The 25,572-nt window shown below is 59.5% G+C and carries 21 protein-coding genes; 4 read left to right on the forward strand and 17 right to left on the reverse strand.

The annotated features are described in order from the left end of the window. Window positions 1-8: 8 nt before the first annotated feature. Window positions 9-2,654, reverse strand: a complete 2,646-nt coding sequence (locus DMP06_RS01215) for a molybdopterin-dependent oxidoreductase (RefSeq protein WP_123207919.1) — start codon at window positions 2,652-2,654, stop codon at window positions 9-11. 309 nt (window positions 2,655-2,963) lie between these two features. Here DMP06_RS01215 and DMP06_RS01220 point away from each other — a divergent pair, with 309 nt between their 5' ends. Continuing rightward, window positions 2,964-3,653, forward strand: coding sequence for a ferric reductase-like transmembrane domain-containing protein (locus DMP06_RS01220; protein ID WP_123207920.1), 690 nt, complete (start codon window positions 2,964-2,966; stop codon window positions 3,651-3,653). 96 nt (window positions 3,654-3,749) lie between these two features. On the opposite strand, the gene DMP06_RS01225 is transcribed toward DMP06_RS01220, so the two are convergent. The 3 genes from DMP06_RS01225 to DMP06_RS01235 form a co-directional block, all read right to left on the reverse strand. Next, on the reverse strand, window positions 3,750-4,634 hold the full coding sequence (locus DMP06_RS01225; RefSeq protein WP_123207921.1) for a Fic family protein: 885 nt from the start codon (window positions 4,632-4,634) through the stop codon (window positions 3,750-3,752). 537 nt (window positions 4,635-5,171) lie between these two features. Then, window positions 5,172-6,158 (reverse strand): alpha/beta fold hydrolase, encoded by a 987-nt coding sequence (locus DMP06_RS01230; protein WP_123207922.1) that lies wholly within the window; start codon window positions 6,156-6,158, stop codon window positions 5,172-5,174. A gap of 39 nt (window positions 6,159-6,197) precedes the next feature. Continuing rightward, a complete protein-coding gene (locus tag DMP06_RS01235) occupies window positions 6,198-7,838 on the reverse strand; it encodes a helix-turn-helix transcriptional regulator (protein ID WP_245962311.1) in 1,641 nt (546 codons plus the stop codon). A gap of 353 nt (window positions 7,839-8,191) precedes the next feature. Between DMP06_RS01235 and DMP06_RS01240 the strand changes: the two genes are divergently transcribed. Continuing rightward, window positions 8,192-10,099 carry an FAD-dependent oxidoreductase gene (locus tag DMP06_RS01240; protein WP_123207923.1) on the forward strand — a complete coding sequence of 636 codons (1,908 nt, stop codon included), beginning with the start codon at window positions 8,192-8,194 and terminating at the stop codon, window positions 10,097-10,099. A 254-nt stretch (window positions 10,100-10,353) separates the two neighbouring features. On the opposite strand, the gene DMP06_RS01245 is transcribed toward DMP06_RS01240, so the two are convergent. After that, a complete protein-coding gene (locus DMP06_RS01245) occupies window positions 10,354-11,106 on the reverse strand; it encodes an SDR family NAD(P)-dependent oxidoreductase (RefSeq protein ID WP_181443000.1) in 753 nt (250 codons plus the stop codon). 316 nt (window positions 11,107-11,422) lie between these two features. Here DMP06_RS01245 and DMP06_RS01250 point away from each other — a divergent pair, with 316 nt between their 5' ends. After that, the gene (locus DMP06_RS01250) at window positions 11,423-12,544 is read left to right on the forward strand and encodes an aldo/keto reductase (RefSeq protein ID WP_123207924.1); all 1,122 of its coding nucleotides are present in this window, start codon (window positions 11,423-11,425) and stop codon (window positions 12,542-12,544) included. A gap of 158 nt (window positions 12,545-12,702) precedes the next feature. On the opposite strand, the gene brnA is transcribed toward DMP06_RS01250, so the two are convergent. From brnA to DMP06_RS11860, 3 genes are read right to left on the reverse strand one after another with little or no spacing between them, the layout of a single operon-like run. Then, window positions 12,703-13,005, reverse strand: a complete 303-nt coding sequence (gene brnA / locus DMP06_RS01255) for a type II toxin-antitoxin system BrnA family antitoxin (RefSeq protein ID WP_123207925.1) — start codon at window positions 13,003-13,005, stop codon at window positions 12,703-12,705. Further along, complete coding sequence (locus tag DMP06_RS01260; RefSeq protein ID WP_123207926.1) at window positions 12,974-13,339, reverse strand: BrnT family toxin; 366 nt, start codon at window positions 13,337-13,339, stop codon at window positions 12,974-12,976. Before DMP06_RS01260 ends, brnA begins: the two co-directional genes overlap by 32 nt. A gap of 24 nt (window positions 13,340-13,363) precedes the next feature. Next, a complete protein-coding gene (locus DMP06_RS11860) occupies window positions 13,364-14,119 on the reverse strand; it encodes a prepilin peptidase (RefSeq protein ID WP_123207927.1) in 756 nt (251 codons plus the stop codon). Between the two features lie 440 nt (window positions 14,120-14,559). On the opposite strand from DMP06_RS11860, the gene DMP06_RS01270 reads away from it, so the two are divergent. Further along, the gene (locus tag DMP06_RS01270; RefSeq protein WP_161957779.1) at window positions 14,560-15,165 is read left to right on the forward strand and encodes a flavodoxin family protein; all 606 of its coding nucleotides are present in this window, start codon (window positions 14,560-14,562) and stop codon (window positions 15,163-15,165) included. A 125-nt stretch (window positions 15,166-15,290) separates the two neighbouring features. Here DMP06_RS01270 and DMP06_RS01275 read toward each other — a convergent pair whose 3' ends face one another. The 9 genes from DMP06_RS01275 to DMP06_RS01315 form a co-directional block, all read right to left on the reverse strand. After that, entirely contained in the window at window positions 15,291-15,635 is a 345-nt protein-coding gene (locus DMP06_RS01275) for a GIY-YIG nuclease family protein (protein WP_123207929.1), read from the reverse strand. A gap of 68 nt (window positions 15,636-15,703) precedes the next feature. After that, window positions 15,704-16,324: an L-threonylcarbamoyladenylate synthase gene (locus DMP06_RS01280; protein ID WP_123207930.1), complete on the reverse strand. Its 621-nt coding sequence runs from the start codon at window positions 16,322-16,324 to the stop codon at window positions 15,704-15,706. Between the two features lie 271 nt (window positions 16,325-16,595). Then, entirely contained in the window at window positions 16,596-18,155 is a 1,560-nt protein-coding gene (locus DMP06_RS01285) for a hydantoinase/oxoprolinase family protein (protein WP_123207931.1), read from the reverse strand. Between the two features lie 186 nt (window positions 18,156-18,341). Next, complete coding sequence (locus tag DMP06_RS01290; protein ID WP_123207932.1) at window positions 18,342-19,436, reverse strand: DUF917 domain-containing protein; 1,095 nt, start codon at window positions 19,434-19,436, stop codon at window positions 18,342-18,344. A gap of 2 nt (window positions 19,437-19,438) precedes the next feature. After that, entirely contained in the window at window positions 19,439-20,554 is a 1,116-nt protein-coding gene (locus DMP06_RS01295; RefSeq protein WP_123207933.1) for a DUF917 domain-containing protein, read from the reverse strand. A gap of 241 nt (window positions 20,555-20,795) precedes the next feature. Beyond that, a complete protein-coding gene (locus DMP06_RS01300) occupies window positions 20,796-22,139 on the reverse strand; it encodes a cytosine permease (protein WP_123207934.1) in 1,344 nt (447 codons plus the stop codon). A 343-nt stretch (window positions 22,140-22,482) separates the two neighbouring features. Next, window positions 22,483-23,256: an ECF transporter S component gene (locus DMP06_RS01305; protein ID WP_123207935.1), complete on the reverse strand. Its 774-nt coding sequence runs from the start codon at window positions 23,254-23,256 to the stop codon at window positions 22,483-22,485. After that, a complete protein-coding gene (locus DMP06_RS01310; RefSeq protein ID WP_123207936.1) occupies window positions 23,253-24,722 on the reverse strand; it encodes an ABC transporter ATP-binding protein in 1,470 nt (489 codons plus the stop codon). Before DMP06_RS01310 ends, DMP06_RS01305 begins: the two co-directional genes overlap by 4 nt. Then, window positions 24,713-25,570, reverse strand: a complete 858-nt coding sequence (locus DMP06_RS01315) for an energy-coupling factor transporter transmembrane component T (RefSeq protein WP_123207937.1) — start codon at window positions 25,568-25,570, stop codon at window positions 24,713-24,715. The genes DMP06_RS01310 and DMP06_RS01315 overlap by 10 nt, the downstream gene beginning before the upstream one ends. Window positions 25,571-25,572: the final 2 nt, after the last annotated feature.

Genomic DNA, 25,572 nt, shown 5'->3' on the forward strand with positions numbered 1-25,572 from the left:
CCCTCCCTTTATTCCTCGATGCCGACGGGCACAACAATGGGGCGATCCTTGTCGGGAACGAGCTCCAACGGACCATCGTATTTCTCAACTTGACAAATGGTACCGGTCCACGCCTGGCAACCACCACCGGAAGACTTGGGCGCCTGCAAGACATTGGGGCAACCACCAATATCGATACCGGTCTCTTCATCGATTTCAAACCAAGCTCCATCCTGGATGGCAACCGCACCCGGAACGAGCGTAGGAGACACCTTGGCAGGACGCAAAACTTTGCCGTGCGGACTAGTCATCAAAACGGGATCGCCGTTCTTGATACCGCGAGCCTCGGCATCGACGGTGGAGATGAAGCACTCCTGTGGAAATGCCTCGCGCAGACTTACCACATTGTCGTTTACCGAATGGGCGCGACGCAGGCTGTGCGGCGTCCATAGCAGCAGCGGGTATTCATCGGTACGAGCAGTAGCACCCTGTTCGGGATCGCCCACCTGATACATACCGATAGGCTGTATAGTCGAGTAACCCACAGAGTTAATCATGTATGCCAAAGTTTGGCAATAAATTTCGAATTTGCCGGATGCAGTAGCCAGCGGGCTGCCCTCGGGATCCGCTATGAACGCAGCGTAGGGCTCGGGCACAACCGTGTCCTCAGAAAGCTCCGCCTTAATAATGCCCTTCTCTCGGAACTCCTGGAACGTGAACTTGCCCTCCTGCGGCTGCCCACCCGCTTCGGGGAAGTACTGATCGAGCTCTTCCTGCGTGATAGTGAGCAATGGCTCGCTTTGGAATGTGGTGCCGTCAGTGTAGGTAGCGTCACGTACAGTGGCATAGGTGCGCTCTGCGTCGGTCATCGTATTGACCGTCTTAGGGTCAAGCCCCAAACGAGTTGCCAGTTGCTCGGCAATCCAGCTTTCCGGTTGAGCTTCGTACAGCGGATCCATAATCTTGTCGAACCAAAGCATGGAGGAGCTATCTCCGCCAAAAGCCTTGTTCGGCTTCTCCCAGAACGTGCAGCACGGCAGCAAAACATCGCAGTATTGACGTGTGGAGTCGAAGAATGGATTGCAGCCCCATACGAAATCAAATCCACGAACAACTTCAATACCAGTCATGGTGTCAGGAATCTGGTTCAACGTGCTCATATGGCCACCGAAATAGGCTGCATGGATATCCAGCTTGCGCTTCCCAGTGGGCCAACAATCACGACCATACTCGCCAGCCTTGATGGAACGCCAGCATTCTGACGGCTCAAGATTCAGCCAACTTTCCGGATCCTCTAATACATCAAACTGAGGAATTGGATAATACATGTAGGTAGGCGAGCCCGCAGGGGCAAGCGGATTCGCAGGGTCTGCGTCCACAGGACAATACGAACCGGGAGCGACGCTGCTGCTCATAAAGTCCTTGATGCCCGACCAGCTAAAGTAATGACCGGGGGTTCCAATGCCACCATGCATGAGGGCCATGGTATAGAAAGCTTGGACAAACTGCTCACCTGCAGGAATCTTAGAAGTAGATTGCGATGAGAAGAAATCCACCTTATCCGTTGCAGCAATTTCTTCAGCAAGCGAGCGGATGGTGTCGGCAGGAACACCGCAAATTGCCTCTGCCCATTCGGGCGTCTTCTCCACCATATCGTAGCCGGTGCCCATCACGTAATCTTTCCAGGAGGAATTCGCCGGGGCGCCCTCGGGCATATGATCGCCGTCAAAACCGATGGTGTATGTGTCAAGAAATTCCTGGTCGTAGGTATCGTTCGCAATCCACTCGTGACAAATAGCGACACACAATGCAGTGTCGGTGCCAGGCAGGATGGGAATCCACTCGTCAGCGATGACCTGAGCCGTCTGGTTCAGCCACGGATCAATAACGATGACCTTGGCACCGCGTTTGCGGCATTCGTCCATGTACCATGTATGGTTGCCCGCCTTGTTGGCCGCCCAATTACAGCCAAACATCACATGCAGCTCACTTTGAAGCATTTGCAGATGGTGCGGTGTATTGGCCATAGCGAAGCCACCCACCATGTGCGTATCGGCGACCGCCCAGGAGCCGAACGAAACCGTACCGGCCTCAATATGGACGGAGCCACCCAGCGCATCAAGCAGACACACATTTTGATCGTAATAGCCATCACCAATATTTGAAGAAGCACCGCATAGAATGCCAGTGGGGCCATACTGATCGAGAGTCCTCTGAATGCCCTCCGCCACCAGGTCAAGCGCCTCTTCCCAGCTGATACGTTCCCATTCATCTTTTCCGCGCAATTCACCTTGAGGATTATCCAAGCTGAAATTCTTGCGCTTCATGGGATATTTGATTCTGACAGGAGAGAGCACCTCGCTCATCTTGGCGCGACCACGCAAGCATGCACGTCGCTGTGGCATAGCGTAGGTATCGTCTCCGTCCTCATCAGTGCGTGTTTTAAGAGGCACGCCATCCTCAACGTACACCCGATTGAGGCAACGCGACGAACCACAACTACAGTTGTTGTAGCACGGAGCGTTCATCCACGTTCCTGTCTCTTGGACCTGGGTTTCACCTCCCTGCTCACCCTCGGTTGAAGGAGCGCAGCTTGCCAGACCAACCATAGAGGTTGCACCTGCCGCCACAGCACCCCATTTCAAGAAGTTACGACGAGTCAACGATGTATCCACGTTTCCCCCTTCCCTCGCCGCGCAGACGCTCAATCCAAGCATCTAGGTAATTTGAAATCTATCCCACTGTCCTATTTACATAGGATAGTTTTCATAGTGCCAGAGTATCCACATTTCCTCCATATGTCAATAATCCTGATATATCTCATTTGAGCATAATGGGAGTTTTTCAGCATATTCGACAACCTGTTTAATATGACAATAGTACTGTTATTCGGAAAGACTGCCATTCTATTTTATAAAGAACTGTACTAAGATACTGTGACAGATAGAAACGACGTTCCGGCATCATGTCTCAAGGGGGAAGATATGAGATTCATCGTCGCTTTCGCAATCGTCTTCACGCTCGCATTCTTATGCGCCAAGCCCGTCAGAAAAGCGCCCGTTGCGCTCTACGCCATTGCGGTTGCGCTTGATCTACTCTACCTTTACGGTATGACGAGCGGCGCGAACACCGGAGCATCCACCGGGTTTTGGGCTGCATTCCTCCCCTTCATGCAGCGCTGCACTCTGGCATTCGCATTTTTTGCCGTGGTTATGTTCATCGGCGTGCTTAAAGAGGGGTCGCCCGTCAAAACTAAGCTCATGGCCATTCGCCGTCAACTTTCCATTACGGCATGCATTCTGACGCTATGCCACATCGCGTACTATGTGTACACGTATTTCTTCCAGGTAATTCAGGCCACCGGCGACGTGCCCACAGCGAATCTCGCCATATCGTTCACCATCTCGGGTATTCTGCTGGTGCTTTTCGTCGTGCTGCTTATTACGTCGTTCAATGTCGTGAAACGTCGCATGCATGCCAAAACCTGGAAAAGCGTGCAGCGCTGGGCATATGCATTTTTCGGGCTAATGTATGTGCACTTGGCAGTAATTCTTCTGCCGCCCGTACTTGCAGGAAAAGAGATTGCCATCACGAGCATGACCGTGTACACCATCGTATTCGCCGCATACGCTATTTTGCGCATTTGGCGAGCCAGAGCGGACACGCCCAAATAACGCCCCGTCCAAACCCGCACAGCCCGATTCCGCACGTCGCCGCCCCTTTTTCAAAAACGCGTACGGCATTCGGGCTCATGCGCGTTTCATCGATATCTATTTCTCAATCGCAGACGACGAAGGCATGTTCCTTATGAGAGATGGATCTTCGAATAGCGCCTCGCATAGCATGTCGCGCGAACGCAAATCGTTATCTGCCCCGCAGAGCATGTTCTCCAAAAAGCGAATCAAATACTTCAAATCCGGCATGATGCCCGCTTTGGCGTTGCGGTAATTAGCTCTCACAAGCGCGTTACGAAAATACCGGGCATTATTGGCAAAGGGCTCGTTTGCCGCATCGAATCCCAAATAATCAAGATACAGTTCCGTGAATGCGGCAATCGTCCTCGTGTTGCCTTCCTTGAATGGATGCACCTGCCAGATGTGCGAAATAAATTCCGCAAGATGAGCAACATCATCTGCCGATGTAACGGGGCCGTATACATACGATGCCTCACTGGCGAAAAACATCGCGAGAGCGTTATCGATGAACTCCGGGGCACCGTACAAAACGCTGTCCCCATTCAAAATATACTCTCGCTTTACAAGCTGATCGGTCTTGTACAAGCCCGGAGCGTATGTCTTTTCGTCGAGATCCTGGAAAAGATGCTGATGGATATGGACAAGCATCGACGGTGCCATAATAAAAGCGCGGCGGGACAACAACTCGGTTATCCGCTGGCTTACGAGATCGGCTTCGCGTTCGCCCATATCTGTGGCTTCACCAGATTCATCCCGCAGCTTGTAATAGGCGCGAATCGCCTTGCCAGCAGCACTAAGCGACAAGTCGCCTTCTATAGTTTCCGCAGCTAGCGAATGCAAGTATTTCGACGGCTTCAACCCATCAACATCTTGCAAGCCAATAGCAACGCGCCACGATGCATCAAGGTTGTTGGAGGTCATAGGCTCATACGGGTAGTCCCCTTTATCGCATGCAGTCATGAAACCTCCTCCTAGGCCGTTTTCGTTTGGGATATTGTAGGCCAAATCACGGCGGTCGCGCACATCGCGCCGCAGGGGCCGGCGCCAGCGGGGGCGGACGCAGGGGCGGGGCCGGTGTCGGCTCGGCGGATTCGCCAGGGCAGCGCGATGCCAGCGGACGCAGGGGCGGGACCGACGGCGGCGGACGCGGGCCAGGACGTCCGAGCTTCGGCGCCGCCTCCGGACTCGGCGAGGAGCGGACCCCGGCGCCCGGATGCAGCGAACGCCGATTCGCTGCAGCATAAACGTCGCTCTGCAAACAAACGCCGATTTGCTGCAGTTTTCGCGCGCCTCCCGAAGTAGCCCAATCGGAGCGAGGCTGTGACCTGGGGAAACAGAGAGCCGAACGGCGGTGTACTCGAGGCACCCCTCGAAAACTGCAGCAAATCGCCGTTTGTTTCTAAGCCCCGCGCCCAGGCGCCCCCTCCCAAACGCCCCCGGGCGCCCCGTAGGCGTCAGGCGCCCTGGACACCCCAGCGTCCCCGGGCGTCCCGGGCGTCAGATTCCCTGGGATTCGAGCCAGGCGGCGACGTCCTCGCGAACCTGTTTACCCTCGGGACGATTCACGATCTCGTGGCGCATCCCCTTATAGAGGCGCACATCCACCGTTCGCACGCCGGCGGAACGGTATTCCTCAACCGCGGCAACAACACCTTTGCCCTTACCGCCCACCGGATCCTCCGCGCCTGATATAAACAGCATCGGCAGGTTTTTGGGAACACGACCGGCACATTTAGGAGACACCGCCTCCAAGGTGGCACCAGTCAACGCTGCATATCCGCCCACGGTGAACATGAACCCGCATGACGGGTCGGAGGCATACTCATCCACGGCGGCGCGCTCGGGCGAAATCCAATCGTATTCCGTCTTAGCGTTGGGTACCTGACGCGAAAACGCGCCCACGCCCAAAGAGTCAACCAAGCCGCTGTGGTAACGCTCGCCATGCATCGCACCCAGCAGATGCGTCACCGCTATGCCTACGCGCGACAACCACTGCGGCGTCTGGCCCGTGCCACACAAAATGGCAGCCGCCAGTCCCTCGCCGTGCCTCGTGACGTACGCGCGCACCACATAGCTGCCCATCGAGTGCCCGAACAGCACATACGGCACATCGGGAAATCTACGCTGCATCATGCAGCGCAGCGTATGAGTGTCTTGGATGAGGATATCTGCGCCGTTGAGTTGCTTGCTAGAGGAAGCGCCGTCATCGGAATCGGCATGAAACGGAATATGCCCGTACTCTTTTGGGCTCGGCGCCGTTCTGCCGTGGCCCACATGATCATGAGCGCACACGACAAACCCCTGATCAACCATAAACTCGGCAAAAGGCACATAGCGGCTCTTGTGCTCCGCCATGCCGTGAACGAGCTGGACCACGCCACGCACATCGGCATCGGCATCGGCGACGACATCCGGACGCCACATGAGCGCCGCGGCTGTCGAGGCGCCATCGGCGCTAGGAAATGCGATTTCGGTTGTCTTCATCCTTCTCACCTTCGTAAACGCAAACACCTTCCGAAACCTTTAGCGGCGTGCGGCAAGATCGCCCGGCTTAGCTTGCAAATCTTCGTATGCCTGCCTTTCAAACAGCTCGATGAGGCTGTCTTTGCCGGAGGTTGCGGTTTTGGCATAGACGTTCTTGATATGCGTCCACACCGTGTTCTCGGAAATCACCAGCTCCTCGGCGATATGGCGCGCAGACCGTCCACGCACAAGATAGGAGCAAATTTCGGACTCGCGGCGCGTGAGGCCGTAGCGTTTCGAAAACGTTGCCAAAATGGCAGGCCAATCAGGCTGCTCAGCACCTCGATCGGAAAGCTGGTCGGGAACTTGCCCGGGAGACCGTTCGAGCCGGCCAGAACCCCAATCGGACGACTGGTCGGGAATTTGCCCGGAAAGTCGCTCGGAAACCTCACTGGAGAGCTGCGCCGAGCCCTGATTTGAAAGACGCTCGGAAACCTGCTCCGACTCCGCAGAATGACTTTGCTCAATTTGAGCACCCTCGCGCTTCTTGCCCCTTCGCATAAGCACGACAAAGGCAATCCCCAGCGGATACATGGCGGCAAACGCCAGCAGCGTGAGCAACGACACGCCATAATCGGCACTCGCAGCGCCCAATCCAAGGCCAATGGCCAGCCCAAGGCATAAAAACAGGTTCGATCCGCCCAGGTACACGCCCGACAGCACATAGCTGCGCCATCCATGACGATGCGCGGCGCCCACGATGTAGAACAAAAACAGCATGCCGCACACATCATTGCAGGCAATCATTACCGTGCCGGCGAACGAGCCCAGCAGCTGTCCAACAAACGGAAGCAGTGAAAGCAGCACCAGCATTACCGGCAAACACGCCTTGTACACGGCGGTCGGATCGGGCAGACGCATGGCCACCACGGCAAACGCCGCCGTGATAAGCGTGGCGACGCCCAGAGGAACCGCCATAGAAACGTCTCCGACGATATGCTCCGATGCCGAACCGAGCACGGAGGTATGCAGGATTCCCACGACGCCCACGAGTACAAACAGGCACATGAACGGGTTGCCGAATCGGTGCAGAAAATCACGCACATTGACACGCGAGCGCGATTCCGTCCGAGCGAGCCCTATGGCATCGGCATCGTGCTCTCTGTTCACCACGGCGAAGCAAAAAGCCGATACGACCAAGAATACCAGCGCCGAAACCACCAGAGCAACCTGAGAGAGCACGGCAGACGCAGCAACTGCGACGAGCTGGATGAACAGTCCTATTACCATATGCCGCGGAGCCTCACGCGAGCTTTGGCGAGCGAATTCCTCCAGCCACGTGCACGAAAGCATCACCGACGAGATGCCGTAAAGCGCACCGAGCACGCCCGCACCCACAGCGGCAGGGATGTTCGCCAGCGCGCCCGATGCGCTCAGCGCGAACCCCGCGGCAAACGTCACCCACGCCGGCCACTGAGGAACCGTCGCGGATTGCGGCGCCTTTGCCGCCCAAGCAACTATGATGCAGGCGAGAACGATGGATACCGCCTCGCTTGCGAGCATGAACCACAGCTCGGTTACGAACCCGATATTGTGAACCACCGATCCCATGGCGGTGAGATATCCGATCGAGGTGGCCGCCTTGGACATGCCGAAGCCCAGAGCAGAGCAGGCACCCCGCTTTGTTATAGATCCGACCACTGCTCCCCTCCACTGCTTGCAATTGGCCTGACGCCATTGTACCCGACCGCGTAGGGCGCGCCCAGCCGACACGAAGTCATGGGTGGATCGAGAGCCCGCGAAAACCCGACTTCTGCTCTCCGAAGTGCGGCCTCTGTGGACGTTGTGACAAAAACCTTCGTTTGCTGCAGTTCGTATTCATAGGCGATTCACCAGGCGATACGTAAATCTCACCGATAGTCGGTGAGGACTTTGACGGCGCGAGCGCGTACTCTCGGACCATTCCGGATGCCAATTATTGCGCAGGAGGGCGCACGGCATCCGAGCTTTCGGCCATTCCGGCGCGGAAGCATATCCAAGGAAGGGGATACACTATGGATTTCGAACTCTCTCGCCGTAATTTCCTCAAGGGAACCGGCGCAGTTGCCGCTCTTGGCGCCGTAGCCGCGATGGGCGTGGGCTGCTCCCCCGCCGCCGACTCCGGCACCGACGCTGCCGCAGAAGCGGCCGCGCCTAAGAGCCCGGTTGAAACCACCTATGCCGCAGCCTCCAAGCCCACCGATGGCAAGTACGTGACCAAGGCGATGGGCCACGAGAACTGGGTGTTCGTAGAAACCACCGTCACCGGCGGCGCGCTTGCCGGCCTGCGCGTGCTCTCCCACGACGAGACCGTGGGCGTGGGCAGCCTTGCCTGCACCATGTGGCCCGCTAAGGCTCTCGAGGCGCAGAACCTCGATGTGGACGTCATCTCCGGCGCCACCACCACCTGCATGGCCATCAAGAACGCCGCGCTGGAGGGCCTTGCCAACGCGGGCGTGGATTCCTCTGCGTTTTTGCTTGGCCCCGAGGAGCTGACCGGAGGCACCGCGCAGGAGATCGAAAGCGATGTGGTTGTGATGGGCGCCGGCACCGCGGGACTCACCGCCGCCACTCGCCTTTTGGAGAAGGGCTACACCGTGACGCTCTTCGAAAAGCAGGACATCCCCGGTGGCTCCATGTCCATGACCTACTCCGGCCTCGCCTGCGCCGGCAGCCAGCTGCAGAAAAACTACTCGCTGGGCCGCTTCGACGACAGTCCGTACTTCGACAAGACCGCCATGCTGGCGCTGCTGTCCAACTACGTGAACCCCGAGTTCGACCGCTACGACAAGGCGATGCCCTACGACGACGCGATGTACACCGCCTCCCCCAACCTGGTGGACTGGCTGCATGAGATCGGCGTGGGCTTCTACAGCCTGGGCGTAAACGCCGCCTACGGCGTGACCCCGTACCTGGCTCCCGGCTGCTATGAAGGCGGCTGCGGATATGCCATGCAGTACCTAGTCGACCGCATTGGCGCGCTGGGCGGAACAATCATCTACGGTGCCACCGTCACCGACATCACCATGACCGACGGCCGCGCGACCGGCCTGGTGGCCGAGGGCAAGGACGGCTCCACCTACACCGCCACCGCCAAGGCCGTGCTGCTGGCCTCCGGCGGCTTCGGTGCCAACCAGGAGATGGTCGATCAATACTATCCCGATTACGCGGGCCGTTCGTTCAACTGCTGCCCCGCTTCCACCGGCGACGGCATCGTGCTGGGTCAGAAGGTGGGCGCCGCCATCGAGTGCATGGGTCGCGAGCTCGGCGCATTCATGAGCACCACCGGTCAGGCGGGCAGCCGCATGGAGATTGCCTTCATGTACCAGACCACCCCGGGTATCATGGTGAACGCCACGGGCGACCAGTTCGGCAACGTGATGAGCTCCAACCACTTCGTCATCGGCCGCGCCCTGTGCGACGACGCCAACGGCGGCAAGTTCTACTGGATCACTGACGAGTCCGGCGCCGTGACCACCATGAACAACCTCACCTATGCCTTCGACACCTACAAGGCGCTGTTCGAGCGAGGCGACATGGTGCACTATGCCACCGTGGAAGAAGCCGCCGAGGCCACCGGCATGACCAACCTGGCCGCCACCATCGACACCAACAACCAGCATGCGCTGGCAGGCGAAGCCGACGAGTTCGGCCGCGAGAACCTGCCCTTCATCGACACGCACGACGGCATCTGGGTATGCGGCGTTGAGCCCACGTTCTATCTGACCACGGGCGGCCTTGCCATTGACACCGAGGCCCACGTGCTCGACGAGAACGAGGAAATCATTCCCGGCCTGTACGCCGCCGGCGACGTGTGCGGCTCCATTGAGGAGAAGGACGGCAAGCAGTACGGCATGGGCTTCGATGCGGCCATGAACTTCGGCTACATCATGGGCGAAACCGTGGCAAGCGAAATCAAGTAAATTCGCAAGCGACGTAATCCTTCGCCGAGACTCTCGCAGCAGACGTTCTAAAGCATCGGTGCGCAAAAGCAAGATGACCGATGAGATTGGGCTAGACATCAACTCAGCTTGAACGCCTGCCACACATAAAGCGACGCGGCACCTCCCTCCCTTGGCCGCGTCGCTTTTTTGCACGAAAATGCCCCGCACCGGAATGCGATGCGGGGCATATAGCACAATCTGATTGCCGAAATACGTCAGGCTCTGGCGAAAAACTACGCCCTTGCCAGGCCGTCTACGGAAAGCACCACGCCCGTGACGTCGGATGCAAGGTCACTTGCCAGGTACAGGTACGCATTCGCGATGTCCTCAGGTTCGGTCATGCGGCCCAGCGGAATGGTGGCGATGAGCGGCTTGATCATCTCGTCGGGCAGCGCGGAAACCATATCAGTGCGGGTGATGCCCGGCGCGACGGCGTTCACACGAATGTTGTCGGGCGCCAGCTCGCGGCCCAGCGACTTGGTGAGGCCGTTGACGGCGAACTTGGAGGCAGGATAGGCGCAGCCCGACGGCTGGCCGTAGATGCTTACCATGGAGCTGGTGTTGATGATCACGCCGCCGCCCTGCTCCTTCATGATGCGCGCAGCAGCCTGTGAGCAGTAGAACACGGCGTTCACATTGAGGTCGATGGTCTTGCGGAACGCCTCGGGATCGTAGTCGTAGATGCTCTCGCGCGCCGAGACGCCGGCGTTGTTGCCCATGATGTCGATGCGGCCCCATGCCTCTTTGACCTGGGCGAGCGCCTCTGCGACCGATGCGGGGTCAGTCAGCTTGGGCGCAATGCCCATGACCTCCCAGTCGGGGTTCTCTTCCTTGAGCTTGGCAACCGCGGCGTCGGCCGACTCTTGGCGGCTTCCGCACAGCGCAACCTTGGCGCCGTTTTCCAGGAACTTCTTCACGATGGCGAATCCGATTCCGCGCGTGCCTCCCGTGACGACGGCGACCTTTCCTTCGAGCAGCTTATCCATCGGAGAACCTCCAATCATGTCGGGCACCACACGTTAGGCAAATTGAAACGGTTTCTACCCATCGACGATAGCCCCTTGCCTTGCGGCGCAGCGTGCGCATTTTCTATGCGATGGCCTAATTGTAAGTTCGACGCTCGCATTTAACTCTGTTAACCGCTCCGCGCGTTCGCGAACGGCGTTCGTCGCTGCGGAGCGGCGCTCATTTGACGGCGCATCCACAGAACCTCCACCATCGCGCGCATCTTTTGCCTTGACTTGAAGCGCACTCAAATGAGTAAAGTATGAGCCGCACTAAATCGAATTATGAGGGGGAATTATGAGCAACGACCTTCTGAACACGCCTAAGCTGGGCTTTGGATGCATGCGCCTGCCGCTTTTGGACGCAAATGACCAGACCAGCATCGACATCGAGCAATTCAAGCAGATGGTCGACGAGTTCATCGCCGGCGGCGGCACGTATTTCGACACCGCCTTCGTGTATCACGAGGGCACCTCGGAGGCCGCCGTGCGTCAGGCGCTCGTGGAGCGCTACCCACGCGACGCCTACACCATTGCCACTAAATGCCTCGCATGGGCGGCTCCCGACGCCGAGACCGCTAAGGGCAATCTGGCCATTTCGCTGGAGCGTTTGGGCGTGGATTACGTCGATTTTTACCTGCTGCACAACGTGGGCGGTCCGCGTACCGCGAAATTCGACGAATACGGTATGTGGGATTTCGTGCGCGAGATGAAGGAGCAGGGAAAGATCAAGCATGTGGGCTTCTCCATGCACGACGGCCCCGAAACGCTCGATGAGCTTCTGACCGCGCATCCCGATATGGACTTCGTCCAGCTGCAGGCAAATTATCTGGACTGGGACGACCCGGTGGTGCAGTCCCGTAAGTGCCTGGAAGTGGCGCAGAAGCATGGCGTACCCGTGGTGATCATGGAGCCCGTGCGCGGCGGCCGTCTGGCCGATCTGCCGGAACGCGTGGCGAACGTGTTCAAGGCGACCGACCCCGACAAGAGCCTCGCCTCGTGGGCGTATCGTTTCTGCTACAACCTCCCCAACGTCATCACGGTGCTCTCCGGCGCATCCACGCTTGAGCAGATGAAGGAGAACGTGGCGGAATGGAAGGCGAACGCGCCCTTCAACGAGGCCGAGCAGAAAGCCATGACCGAAGCGACCGAAGTGCTTCGTTCGATGGCGAGCATCCCCTGCACCAACTGCCGCTATTGCGTGAAGGACTGCCCGCAAGGCGTGGCCATCCCCAACATTCTGGGTCTTTTGAATCTGGAGGCCATGACCGAGAACAACGAGTTCGTGAAGGGCCAGTACGCTTGGCAGGCGAAGGCGCCGGCGAGCGAATGCATCGAGTGCGGCGCATGCGAGGATATGTGTCCTCAGGGGATTGATATTATTAACCAGCTTAAGATTGCTGCGGAGCATTTCGAGTAGCAGCGCGTTCCAAAGGGGGAAAGGAGAGGGGATGTTTCCCCTCTCCTTTCCCCCTTTGCATCCCCCTTTTCTCACCCCTCGCTCCAGTTCACATGAGAAACCGGCAAATCGGAGCTTCATCGCCCACATGGCGGGCATCGCTTTCGCTCGCCCGCTTCCTAGGCGGGACGTTCTCCCATTTCGTCGAGGTGTTGGACAATCCAGGTTTTGATGACTGCTTGGCGGCCTACGCCTATACGCTTTGCTTCGCGGTCGAGCGCCTCTACCACCCATCTGGGAAAATCCACATTCACACGACGTGTTTCGTCATCGGACCCAATCTTGATGTGCCTTACGGCAACCTTTTCTTCTGGGTAAACCATCGCTCCATGTTCAAAATCAAAATAATCCGATACGTCCTCACCTGCATCGAACTTTTCGAGGAGATTGTCAGGGGTTATTTTCGTTTCGTCGCCCGTCATAATAGGATGCCTCCTTCTTGATCGATCGTCGAACAGAAATGATTCGAACGTGACCCTTGCGATCTGTTGCGATAGCGGTCCAGTACTCCCCTCCGATTTTCCCAACGACCGAATAACGACGTTCCCCCTTGAATTCCACAGGAGTGACAAAATGCGGACCATCCCACAACTCTTGAGCTTCTTCAAAATCGATGCCATGTTTTTCAGCATTCAGAAAGCTCTTTGCCTCATCGTATTCGAACTCTGGTCGCTTTATCGCATTGTATGGAGAATACAATCGCAAATCAAGAGAGTAATTGGTACTAATTCTATTCTGAAATTCTCCATTATCCATATCAAATCACCCCATATGTGATAATTACAATGACGGCTGAGGCGATAAACGGCACAAAGGGGAGCGTTTGAGCTGGCAGGGCGCGGATACGCCGAATTGATAGTTCGTTAGACAGGGTTGTGCAGCAAGGGGCACACCGCGGCGACGTTCTCGAAATCGCCTGAGAGTTTCGAAAGCGAGCATGACAACTTGCCACAGTAACGCGAGTACGCATGACAGACCGAGCGCCACCATACCGCCCTCGGGACCTAAGTAAAGGCCCACGATGAAGAACAGCTTTATGTCTCCCCCGCCAAGCGCGGTGACCCCCGAACGCCTTTCGAGAAGCATCGCACAGACGAGAGCGACCCCCGCCGTTATGGCGCCGCCGGCCACGCCAGCAAGAATCCAAGACGGATTCTCGACCTGCCCAAACGCATACGAATACGGGCAAACGCCTATAACAGCGCATACCAGGGTTGTCAAAAGCCAAGCACTCATTGCTGCAGCAGGTGAAACCGTGGGCACCACGCGCGTTCTTATATCGACAAGTGAGGCATAGAAAAGTGCAGCGATCAGCACGGCATGAGACGCTATAGCCGCCGCAGTAGATACGTGCGCCAAGAGACACCCTGATTGCCGCATCTCTTCGTAAAGCGGCGCTGTACATAATGCGGCACATGCCGCGCCATCGGCAGACTGCATACAGTACGCAAGGCCACGATGCAGTGTCGAGTCCAGCACAGCAGGCAGAAGCGTCACGCATATAGCGTATACAAGGTATGTAAGAAACATGCTCATGCAAATCAGGCTACCCTAAAAACCTTGCCAAGCCTTTTCCCAAACCTTGCCCGCATCTTGCCGGAATCTTGCCGAATCAATCTCCCGAAGTCGCGAAAAACCTACCCGAACCGCCTGCGCATTTTGGCAGCACAATCGCCCCGAAAACGCAAAACCTTCCCGCACAAATCTCGCCCCGAACGCTCTTTCGGAGCCTATGCGCTTCGAGGCTCATGCTCCCCTTGGAGCCCATGCGCTCTTCGCGGCATCGAAACCGCCCGTTCAACATTCCCTTCATGTTGGCGCTTCAGAGTCTCTGCACTCTTCGCGACATCGAATTCGACACAGCTTGCAAGAAGAACCCCGTTCGCATGCAAGGAACCATCTGGATAAAAGCGGGACACTGGAGCACAATCCCTTTATCGGATGAAGCGAATTTCCTACGCTTAAGGGGGCAAGCCATGAAGGTACTTGCAATCAACGGAAGCCACCGCACGGGACGAAGCACCTCGAAACTGCTGCAGATGGCGCTGGATGATTTTGCGGCGCAAGGATGGGATACCGAGCTTATCGAACTCGCTGACAAACACATCGAATACTGCATCGGCTGCAATTCCTGCCTGCGCGACAAGCCGTGCCCGCTGCTTTCGCGCGAGGGCGATCAGATGCAGGAAGTCCTCGATGCGATCATGGAGTCGGATGCCGTGATCGTAGGAAATCCCAACTATTTTGAGAATGTGACCGCTCGCATGAAGACGTTCATCGATCGCACGTGCCCGCAGTCGCATATGGAAATCAATCCCCTCGCCGGCAGGGTGGCGGGCATCGTGTGCACCACGGGGCTCAGCAACTGCGGTATCGACGTAACCGCCGCCGTGCTCCAGCGCTTCTGCAACGCATGCGGTTGGATCACCGGATATTCGTGGACGGTCGCCACCTGCGAATCGGGCGTGGACGAAAACGGCGAGGTTACGTACCGCCGAAGCGCCGATCTTGACCCGCAGGCGCAAGCTTCGCTCCATAATCTGACCGGAAGCATGATGAACCTCGCCCAGAAGCTACACTGAGCGCAGCCGGCACACAAGCCGCTCCATAACACCAGAGGGGGCCAGACGGCCCCTTCTTCATGCGTGCAGAATGCAACGCGTACAAATCGCGTCTCTTGTGCGAGCCACGCCCTCAGCGAGGTTCGCTAGCGCCACACCTTGCGAGCGCCCGGATGAGCCTCCAGAATCTCATCGCGCAAGGCGTCCAAATCGTCGCTGTAATCCTCCACCCCGTCGATGTACTCAAGCGTTTCCACGACGCGAATGGAGAAGCCGTCTTGGCCGTACCGCGTCCACAGCTCAAGCAGCCGCTTATTGGGATGGAACCCGCTCTCAAGTTTCATCGTGGTGCCGTTGATATCGGCGGCGGTATCCTTGGCGGCGCTCAGAAACACATCGCCCGTTGCCGTGCATTCGTATGACACAATGCCCATCTGCGGGCGCCGCTCTTTGTACGCTTGCAGCATTTCTTTCTTGCGCTGCTTATCCATTACGCCACTCCCAACTCTCCACCGCGAATTGTGCATGCAAACGGAATCGAACCTCTTTCAGCGATTCCTTAGTCGCCGTCGTTGAGCAATGGGCACACGCCGGCAATATCGTCCTTCGTAATCGACCCCACACGCACGATCCGCGGGTTTGGCCCCGTGCAGTCCACGATTGTGGAGGAGATGCCGCTGCGCGGCTCGTCATCGCCGCATGACGCTGCGAGCTGCGCCAGAAATGCAGGATCGATATCGGCATACGATTGCGGCGGCGTATGTCCCTGAAAATTCGCGCTCGAGTTGGCGATGGGGCATCCGACGCTCGCGATGAGCTTGAGCGCCGTCGCATCGTTGGGCACACGGAGCGCGACAGTGCGATTTTCGGAGCCGAACGCCCACGGCACGCCGCCCCCTGCGGAAACAATGAGCGTCAACTGGCCGGGCCAGAATTCCCGCGCCAGGTCATAGGCATACGAGGGAACTTCCCTGCCGAAAATGTCGAGCGCGGTTAGGCCGTCCACCAACCACGGCAGCGGCTTATCGTGGTCGCGGCGCTTCGCGTCGTAGACCTCGATAGGCGAAGGAGCCCGCGTTACCGCAACGCCGATTCCATACACCGTATCGGTGGGAAACACGGCCGCACGCCCCGCGCGCAACGCTTCGGCCACCTCATTCACAGAGCCGAACTCAGTCATGTGCGCTCCCTTCCCCCATTCCTTGCCACAATGCGTCAACAAGATTCTACCGCACACGCAGCATGCCCAGCCGACGCCACAAAAGAAACCGCAGACCGCACCTCGCCGACGCATTTGGAAACGAGGGGAATGGAACCGCCAGTAGAGATTCGCAAAACGCAGGGGAGGCTTCCCATAGGAAAGCCTCCCCTGCTCATTTGATTCTCAGCGGCTTCGCAGCGCCCCTCGAATGTTGTCGATGACGGTGCCCCTCGGGCATTGCCGATGGCCGTTACGCCATCGAAACAAGTTCGCCGGCCGCCTTCACCTTCACGCGGTTGGTGTGACCGGGATAGTACTGCAGCGGCACATCTTCGGAATCGATGATTTCCACCGTCTCACGCACGGCGCCAGCGCGCACGGCCTCCTCGATGGCAGCGGCGCGAGCGTTTGCCAGCGCCTCTTCGCGCGGCGTGACATCGTAATCAACGAGCGCCTCATAGGTGCCGCTCACCTTGGAGATGGCCGAACCGATGGCGTTGGCGCAGCCGGAATGCTCGGGCTTGACACATTTGGCGGTGCCGGCAAGATCGGTAGGCAGAATGATGCAGCCGCCGCCCACCAGGATGGCGTCGATGTCCTCGTTGGACACCTTCATCATGTCGATGCCTTCTTCCACCATCTCGCGCATTGCGGCAAGCGCCTTGGTGGCGAGCTCCTCATCGATGTTGGCAACCTTGGAGGCATCGCCCACCTCGGCCATACCAAGACGCACCGCGATGTCGGTGGCCGTCATGGTGTCGCCGCCGAACACCAGCGCGCGCTTGGTGATCTCATAACCCACCGAATCGGGGCCCACGGTTACGGTGCCGTCCTCGCGCTGGCGCACGATCGAACCGCCGCCCAAGCCAATGGAGATCACGTCGGGCATGCGGAAGTTCGTGCGCACGCCGCCGATGGTCACAGCCACGCCGCTCTCACGCGGAAAACCGCTGGAGAGCACGCCCAGGTCGGTGGTGGTGCCGCCCACGTCGATCACGATGGCGTCGTCCATGCGCGACAGGTAGCTCGCACCGCGGATGGAGTTGGTAGGGCCGCATGCGATGGTGAGGATGGGGTACTGGCGCGCATGCTCGATGGTCATGAGCGTGCCGTCGTTTTGCGACAGGTATACTTCGGCGTTCACGATGCCGCGTTCCTCCAGGCTCTTTGCAAAGCCCTCGGTGAAACGCTCTGCCACCTTGTGCAGCGCCGCGTTCAGAATGGTCGCGTTCTCACGCTCAACCAGGCCCATCGAGCCAATCTCGGAAGAGATGGACACATGCACGTCATCGCCCAAGACCTCGCGAGCAATCTCGGCGGCGCGCAGCTCGTCGTCGTTGCGCACGGTGGAGAACACGCAGCTGATCGCCACAGCGCCCACCTTGCCCGCTACGCCCTCGAAGAAGGAGCGGCAGGCCTCCTCGTCGAACTCGGCCAAACGCTTGCCGTCGAACTCGAAGCCTCCGCCGATGATGGCGTGGTCAACGGCCACGGACGCGATATCCTCTGCCCAATCGACCATGGGCGGAATGCCCACGCTCGCCGGTGCACCGATGCGCAGAATGGCGATAGGGGCCAAACCCTTGCGCTCCACGATAGCGTTCGTGCACTGCGTGGTGCCGAGCATCGCCTGCGTAATCTGGGTGCGGTCAACGCCGCTCTCAGCAAGCACCGCATCCACAGCGCCCATGATGCCCTCGTAGATGTCGCCCGAGGTGGGGTTCTTGATAGCTGCCACCACGTTCAAGTTCTCGTCGATCAGCACCGCATCGGTGTTGGTGCCGCCAACGTCAATTCCCAACTTGTACATTGTTCCTCCTGGCAATCAAGCTTCAGAATATTCAAGTTTGTCGGATAGTACCAATTGCGGCTTCGTTCGGGACTGGCAGGGCATCCCACGCGCAGTTCCGCACGAGCCAAACACCCCAGTGGGGTGTTTGCGCGAGCCAGGACTGTTTGAGCATGGGTGCCCTGCCAGTCCCGAACTCGGGCATCGTTACACCAACTCCTTCACCCGCTCCTCCACAGGAATGTAATCCGTATCGATGCCGAAGTAGCGCGGGCCTACGAGCTCGAGGCCGCGCTCCGTGCGCCACAGGTGGTAGCACGGCAGGCCCACGGCCAGCACACGCTTGCCGTACTTGAGCGCGTCAGTGGGCACGGGCGTGAACGTTTCGGTGTCCACCAGGCAAATCAGGTCGGGCGCGGTGGCAACGATCTTGCCATTCACCGTGCAGCACAGATTCTCGTTCTGGAACTCGATCTGCGCCTCGCCGCCCTTGTCCTCGCCGATGCCCTCCAGCACCACGCGGCCGAAATTGAAGCCGCCGCGCGTCTCGCGCAACACGTCGGCGATCTTGCCCTTGAACAGGCGATATCCCTTGGTGTACTCCAGGAAGTACTGCTCGGGCGTCATGCCTTCGGGGCAGTTCTTGATGGCGCGGATGGTGCGACCCAGCTCCTCGCTGTAAGTCACGATGCCGCGCACGCCGTACTCTTTCACCTGGTCGGCGGTCATCACGTATTCCACGCTCACCACGCTGCCGCCGCATGCGGTGCAGCCGGCGCGGCAGATGTTCTCCACCCACTTGTTGGTGACGGTTTCCATGAGGCCCAGGTTGCCCTTTTCGTCGATGAAGATCATAGGGCTTGCCGAGATGTCGCCGATGGAGAACGTGACCATCTGGATTTCGGGGAACGCGCGGCCCATTCCGTCCACGTCCACCATAGGCAACCCCAGGCGCGCGGCCGCAGCGATGGGCAGCATGGAGTTCACGCCACCTGCCTCGATGGGCATGACGGCCGTGACCCTCTTGCCGTAATAGGTCGAAATCATATCCAGCAGGCGGTCGAACTCGCTCTCGCCCACGCCCTTCTCGGTGAGGATGGTGGGCGCGCCCACGCTTGCCACGGGCACCACGATATCGTCGTCGGAGAGTTCATCCACATCGATGAGGCTTACCTCGCCGCATTCCTTTACGGCACCGATGGCCAAAAGCTTGCCGATATAGGGATCGCCACCGCCGCCCGCGCCCAGAAGGGCCGCGCCCAAGGCGATGTCTTCGATTTCTTGAATGCCGATCTTCCTCATGGCTAGGCCTCCTTCTTTTGGGCTGCCTTGCGTGCCATGTGCTCCGCGTAGCATTCCTCGAGCGGGCGGTAATCCACATCCAGCCCAAACCAGCGCGGGCCCGCAAGCTCCAAGCCGCCCGGCGTGCGCCACGCGGGGTCGCACGGAAGCGCCACCACTAGCACGCGCTTGCCGTATTTGAGGTTTTCGGTGGTCACGGGCACGAACGTGGCGGAATCCACCATGCAAATGAGGTCGGGCACGGTTGCGGCGATCACGCCGTCAACCTCGGCGTAGATGTTCTCGTTCTGGAACTCCACGACCGCCTGGCTACCCTTATCCTCGCCGATGCCCTCGAGCACGGCCTTGCCGAAGTTGAAGCCCTCGCGCGTCTCGCGCAGCACATCGGCGATCTTGCCCTTAAAGAAACGGTACGCGCCGCTCTCGCGCAGGAAGTATTCCTCGGGGTTGTCCTGGTTAGAAGCGGTGCGAATGATGCGCCCCAGCTTCTGAGCGTAGTCGACGGTGCCCACCACGACGCTGGTCTTCATCTTCTTGCCGGTCATGGGGCTGGCAAGCGTAGTCACCTGGCCGCCGGAAGCGGACGTGATCTCGCGGCCGATTTCCTCGGTCCAGTCGTTGTTGATGGTGTAGAGCACCGTGCAGTTGCCCTTTTCATCAGCGATGACGAAGGGGTTGGTGGACACGCCGTTCAGGCTGAACGTGTCCTGCTGGATGCCGGGGAACGCACGCCCCATGCCGTCGGCGTTAATCAGCGGCATGCCCGCACGCGCCGCAGCGCTGATGGGCACCATGGAATTCATGCCGCCCGCCTCGGACAGCAGAAACGCGTCGAGCTTCTTGCCCAGCATGCGCTCCATCATGGCGCGCACCTTGGGATATTCGATGCCGTTGGTTCCCTTCTCCAGCGAGACGCTCGGAGCGCCCACGCCACAGATGGGGGCAACGGTCCACTCGTCGGGCACCTCGTCCACGTCGAGCAGCGTCACCGGGCCGTGCTCTTTGATGGCGGCGATAGCCTCGAGCCTACCCATGTACGGGTCTCCGCCACCGCCCGATCCGAGCAGCGACGAGCCGAGCGCAATATCGTCGATATCTTCGATTCCGATCTTTCGCACGCTTCCCCTCACTTTCCTTCAATCGTGCCGAACGCGCATCGCGTCGGCTTGAGCACGCGACCAGCCATGTTGGATGCGCAATGTACCCAATGGCCAGGCGCTTCGCGCAAACACAAGGATGCGCGGCGCCCCAAGCGGAACGCGCGCGCACCCGGTTTTCCGTATATTGCGTCGATAGGGACATCATACGCCACTCTGACCGAATAGAGCGCGACAGCGGCGCACCGACGCATGCACTCTGTTATTTCCTCACAACCATGATCTTGCCCGGGAACGCCGGAAGCTTCATGGCCTTGTAGATGAGCACGTAGAGCACCATGGACACCACGATGCCGTTCACGGGACCCAGGAAGAACGGGAAGTCCAGGAAGGCAAGCGGCGTGCCCACGAAGGTGCCGCCGGTGATCATGGCGATAAGAGCGCCCACCACGAAGCTCACCACGCCCGGAACGCTCACGCCGTCGAGCGGCTTGAAGTTCTCGGGGCGAGCCTTGCGGATGAACCAGTAGTCGGCGATCATCGAGCCGGACAGCGCGGGAATCATGGCGGAGAGCAGCGTCAGGAAGAACGTGAAGTAGTCCATGATGCCAGCGGCCGCCAGCACGATGCCCACGATGCCGGAGATGATGGTGGAAATCTTGTAGCCGCGCTCGCCCTTGTTCACCATAACAGCGAAGGCCAAGCCGGCGGAATACGCGTTGGACACGTTGACCGTCCAGGTGCTGGCGATAAGCGCGATCATGCCGATGACGGCGAGGCCCAGACCGCTCATGATGAGCGTGATGTCGCCGCCGGACTCGGGGACGACGATGGCGAGGATGGCGCCCATCATCATCACGACGACGTTGGCGGGCCACACGCCGCCCACGGAAGAGATGACGGAATCGCGACGGCTCTTGGCATAGCGCGTGAAGTCGCCGATGGTGGCGCCGCCCAGCGCGAACAGGCCGACGGAGATGTTGATGCCGGCAACCAGGCCCATGCCCTCGACGGGCACGTAGTTGAACACGCTGTCCATGCCGACGCCCGCGATGGACACGATCAAGCCGTACATGCAGATGACGAACAGGAGCGGCAGCGCGATGTAGTTAACCCACTTCACGCCGTCGAAGCCGTACACGGCGGAGGCGAGCATCAGCGCGCCCAGCACCACCGAGGGAATCCACACGGGGATATCCATGCCGGTGAGCTCGAGCATGGCCACCGAGAACGACGAGCCACACACGGCCGCCTGGACGCCGAACCAGCCGATGAGCGCGATGCCCACCACGAGGCTGATCAGGTAGCGACCGCCGGATTTGCCCAGCGCGGCGGTGGACATGGCGGAGGTGGGGAGTCCCACGTCGGCGGACTCCATCGCGATGAACGCCATGTAGGCGGAAATGATGCCGAAGCCGATGACGGCGGCAAGGAAGCTGTCCGCGAGCGTGAGCGCAGCACCCAGCGCGGCGCCCGTCATGAGCGTGGAAACGTTGAACGCGTTGCCGATCCAGATGACCGTAAGCGGCCATAGGCCGCGGCGTTCGGATTCGTCCACGTGCATGCTCTCGGCGTCGAAGCTCATGACCTCAGATTCGGATGACATGATGGTCCCCTTCTTGTCGATTGCACTACCCATCGCAGATGAGGGCCGCTCGGAGCTTCCGCAAGTCGTCATCCTGGATTCGCCGGCATTTTCGCCTATGCCTGCCTTTCCACGCATTCTCACTTCGAAACACCCGCGGGCCGCCTTTCCCCGCGACGCATCGCATGCACGCCCAAACATGCTGGAAATGTTCCGGCATCCATGCGATTGCAGGCAGTTTAGCACAGCGAAGCGCCAGTGTGTATGTCCAGGCAAATATGCATGTTTGCGTATATTAAAAGTTGGTTAACGCCGAATGATGCATGGGATGTATGGAAGGCCGATTCTATTGCCGGGGCCAAACTCAGCCAGAGATTCCGTATTTGCGCTTCACGCGTTCGAGCTTGCGATGCCACGGGGCGTAAAGCGCCAACAGGAACACCACGGTGGCAACGCCGTGCACGATGTCGAACGGCAGCGCGGCGGCGTACACCAGCGCAAACTGCAGCGCATCCTGCGGATGGTAGAACCCGATGATGCTCCACAGGTTGAGGATGACGCCGTAGAGCGGACCCGAAATAAACCCGTATAGGTAGAGAGGCGACGCCGTAATGACACGGCGAAGTTGAGATGAGGCCGCTTTCTCGCCCGTGTCATTGTGCGCGATTGCCCCGTCGAACAGGCCCGTCTGCGCGAGAGCGCCGGCAAGATAGCCTATCAAGCCCCACGCGTACATTTGCCACGGTGTCCAAGGGCCTTGGCCGAAAAAGAAATTCGACGCGAGCGCTGCAAGCGCGCCCACCATGAATCCGCTGCGACGCCCGAACGCCACGCCCGCGATGATGGCGATGGCACTCACCGGCTTGAAATCGGGGAACGGTGCGAACAGGATGCGCCCCGCCGCCGCCAATGCGGCAAGCACCACCGTGGGCATGACATCGCGCATACGCGGACGGGCGCCCTCGAACCCGGCAAAAAACACGCCAAGCGAAGCGAGCACCACAATAAAAGAGAGAAGCGCGGTTTGCTCGAATCCGCTAACCGCGCACGCAACAAGTACGACAGGTACCGCGATTATCGCCAACACCTCGGCGGCAAAGGCGCAGCGATGCCCCTTGCAGCGCCCTTTGCCGCTCATAGCAGCGCCCCAAACAGACGCGACTCCCCATTGGGACGATACACCAGGTTCTCGACAAAAAAATCACCCGTGGGCTGCGTGCAGGCGATTTCCCCATCGAACAGCATGGACACCTCATCGGCGCAGGCGAACGCGAAATCCAGGTCGTGCGTCACCAGCGCCACCGTGCGCCCCTCATCCGCCAATCCACGCACGATGCGCACGGCATCGGCGCATGCCTGAGCGTCAAGGCCCTTGGTGGGCTCGTCCAAAAGCAGCAGCCGAGCGCCCGTGAGCAAAAGCTTCGCAAATGCGAGTTTCTGCTGCTGGCCGCCTGAAAGGTCGTATGGATGCTGCGCGGCATGTGCGGCCAGCCCAAAACGCTCGAGCATCTTCGCCTCGTCGGCCTTCGCATACCCGCAACGCTGGCGCCACTCATCCAGCTCCTCAGCGACCGAGTCACACGCGAACAGCGTTTTCGGATCCTGCGGAAGCATGGCCTGCGAGGCGCGCAAGGCATTGTCTAGACGACCCCGCTGGGGTTTGGCGATGCCCGAAAGCACCTTGAGAAGCGTCGATTTTCCGCAGCCGTTTCCCCCGACGAACGCATGCACGCTCCCCTGACGCACGCGCACGTCAACGCCCCGCAGCACCCAGGGCGCAGTGCGCTCGTAGCGGAAGAACACCTCCTGGGTTTCGATCGCCGGCACAGGCTGCGGCCCATTCAGAAGCGCGCGGCGGCCGCCCCACCGCGTGAGCAAGGCGCGTTCGACATCCGCTCGCTTGCCTGGCTCGCCGATCGGCCCCATTTCAACGCGCTGCGTGGCCATGCGCTCCACATCTTCGGGGGCGTGCGTAGCCATGATCACCGTGATACCCAGCTCGCGGTTCACGCGCTCAAGCGCCATCAGGAACAAGCGACGCGCATTGGGATCAAGCTGCGCGGTGGGCTCGTCCAAAAGGAGCAGACGCGGGCGCAGCGCCAGCACGCCCGCCAGATTAACAAGCTGCTTTTGACCGCCGGAGAGCGTTTCGGTGTTCGCCCGCATCCACGGTTCGATGCCAAGGAAGTGCGCCACTTCGGCGATACGGCGGCGCATGGCGTCTTGCGGCATGCCGATATTCTCGAGCCCGAACGCAATTTCATGCCACACGGTATCGCACACGATCTGCGCGTCTGGATCCTGCATCACGTATCCGATGAGCGCGGCGGAGTCGCGCGGCGCCATGGAATCAGCCGTCCCGCCATCGATCACCAGAGGAATCCCCAGCACATCGACGCGGCCCGCACGCTTCCCCACCGGCGCAAGCTCGGGCTTGAGGGAGCGCAGCAGTGTGGTTTTGCCGCACCCGGTAGGGCCGGTGAGCACGCAGAAGGAACCCTCCTCTACGGAGAGCGTTACATCGCGAAGAACCCACGCGGCGTCACGATCGGCCCCATCTCCCGGATAGGCGAATGAGAAGCCGCATACATCCACTATCGCCATTGCCACCACTCCTTAAGCGCTAACGCCGGCGCAACGGCCATTAGCAGAACGTACGGAGCGTACGCCCATAAGGGGGCAAACCCCTCCAAAGCCGGATAGAACGAAAACCCTGAAACCGCGAACCATGCGCATGGCACGTTTGCTATCGCCAGCGCGAAAACAGCGGCAAGCACCGCAGCATCCGCGCGGCGGATTCTGTACCGTTTGTACGTGGTGCGCCGCACGCCGCACCCGTAGCCGCGGGCGCGCATGGCATCGCCGCGAACCAGGCCGTCCTCCATGCCCCAGCCCGCCAGCACGCTTATGGCGCGCAGCCTGTCGGAAGCAGCGTCGCGCTTGGTACGCGCCTCGGCGGAAGTCACCGCATCTTGCGAGGCGACAATCGTGCGACCGCGGGCGACGAACTGCGGCACCAGGCGCAACACCTGCGACACCATAAGCGTGACCGTAGGCGCAACGTTGCCGAACAACGCCATTGAAGCATCGCTGCCCATGCATGCCGCATACGACGAGAACCACAGAAGCACGCTCGCCAGCATGCAGCCGGAGCAGACTCCGTACACGAGAGATTCAAGATAGAACGCGCGCGCACCCACACGGAATAGCTCCGTCGAACCCGCGGCAACGAACACGACGTTTGCCGCCGCAGCGATACAAGCGAGCACGGCAACGCCGCCGAGCGTGCGCAGCGTTTTCCGCACGCCGCGCGTCACGCACGAGCACGCCACCGCCCCGGCAAGCGACAACGCGGCATACACGGGCTGCATGATCGCCATGGTGAAGGCGATGGCGCACGCCAGATAGACGAACGCCACCGCAGGGTGATATGTCAGGAAGGGATTGCGCATGA

This window comes from Slackia equolifaciens (assembly GCF_003725995.1).
In the GTDB taxonomy this organism is placed as follows: domain Bacteria; phylum Actinomycetota; class Coriobacteriia; order Coriobacteriales; family Eggerthellaceae; genus Slackia; species Slackia equolifaciens.

Coding starts and splice junctions, on each gene's coding strand:
- DMP06_RS01245 (WP_181443000.1), bottom strand. CDS start 11,106: ATGGATAAGCTGCTCGAAGGAAAGGTCGCCGTCGTCACGGGAGGCACG.
- DMP06_RS01230 (WP_123207922.1), bottom strand. CDS start 6,158: ATGAAGACAACCGAAATCGCATTTCCTAGCGCCGATGGCGCCTCGACA.
- DMP06_RS01240 (WP_123207923.1), top strand. CDS start 8,192: ATGGATTTCGAACTCTCTCGCCGTAATTTCCTCAAGGGAACCGGCGCA.
- DMP06_RS01305 (WP_123207935.1), bottom strand. CDS start 23,256: ATGAGCGGCAAAGGGCGCTGCAAGGGGCATCGCTGCGCCTTTGCCGCC.
- DMP06_RS01290 (WP_123207932.1), bottom strand. CDS start 19,436: ATGAGGAAGATCGGCATTCAAGAAATCGAAGACATCGCCTTGGGCGCG.
- DMP06_RS01250 (WP_123207924.1), top strand. CDS start 11,423: ATGAGCAACGACCTTCTGAACACGCCTAAGCTGGGCTTTGGATGCATG.
- DMP06_RS01315 (WP_123207937.1), bottom strand. CDS start 25,570: ATGCGCAATCCCTTCCTGACATATCACCCTGCGGTGGCGTTCGTCTAT.
- DMP06_RS01285 (WP_123207931.1), bottom strand. CDS start 18,155: ATGTACAAGTTGGGAATTGACGTTGGCGGCACCAACACCGATGCGGTG.
- DMP06_RS01310 (WP_123207936.1), bottom strand. CDS start 24,722: ATGGCGATAGTGGATGTATGCGGCTTCTCATTCGCCTATCCGGGAGAT.
- brnA (WP_123207925.1), bottom strand. CDS start 13,005: ATGACGGGCGACGAAACGAAAATAACCCCTGACAATCTCCTCGAAAAG.
- DMP06_RS01275 (WP_123207929.1), bottom strand. CDS start 15,635: ATGGATAAGCAGCGCAAGAAAGAAATGCTGCAAGCGTACAAAGAGCGG.
- DMP06_RS01225 (WP_123207921.1), bottom strand. CDS start 4,634: ATGACTGCATGCGATAAAGGGGACTACCCGTATGAGCCTATGACCTCC.
- DMP06_RS01220 (WP_123207920.1), top strand. CDS start 2,964: ATGAGATTCATCGTCGCTTTCGCAATCGTCTTCACGCTCGCATTCTTA.
- DMP06_RS01260 (WP_123207926.1), bottom strand. CDS start 13,339: ATGGATAATGGAGAATTTCAGAATAGAATTAGTACCAATTACTCTCTT.
- DMP06_RS01280 (WP_123207930.1), bottom strand. CDS start 16,324: ATGACTGAGTTCGGCTCTGTGAATGAGGTGGCCGAAGCGTTGCGCGCG.
- DMP06_RS01300 (WP_123207934.1), bottom strand. CDS start 22,139: ATGTCATCCGAATCTGAGGTCATGAGCTTCGACGCCGAGAGCATGCAC.
- DMP06_RS11860 (WP_123207927.1), bottom strand. CDS start 14,119: ATGAGCATGTTTCTTACATACCTTGTATACGCTATATGCGTGACGCTT.
- DMP06_RS01270 (WP_161957779.1), top strand. CDS start 14,560: ATGAAGGTACTTGCAATCAACGGAAGCCACCGCACGGGACGAAGCACC.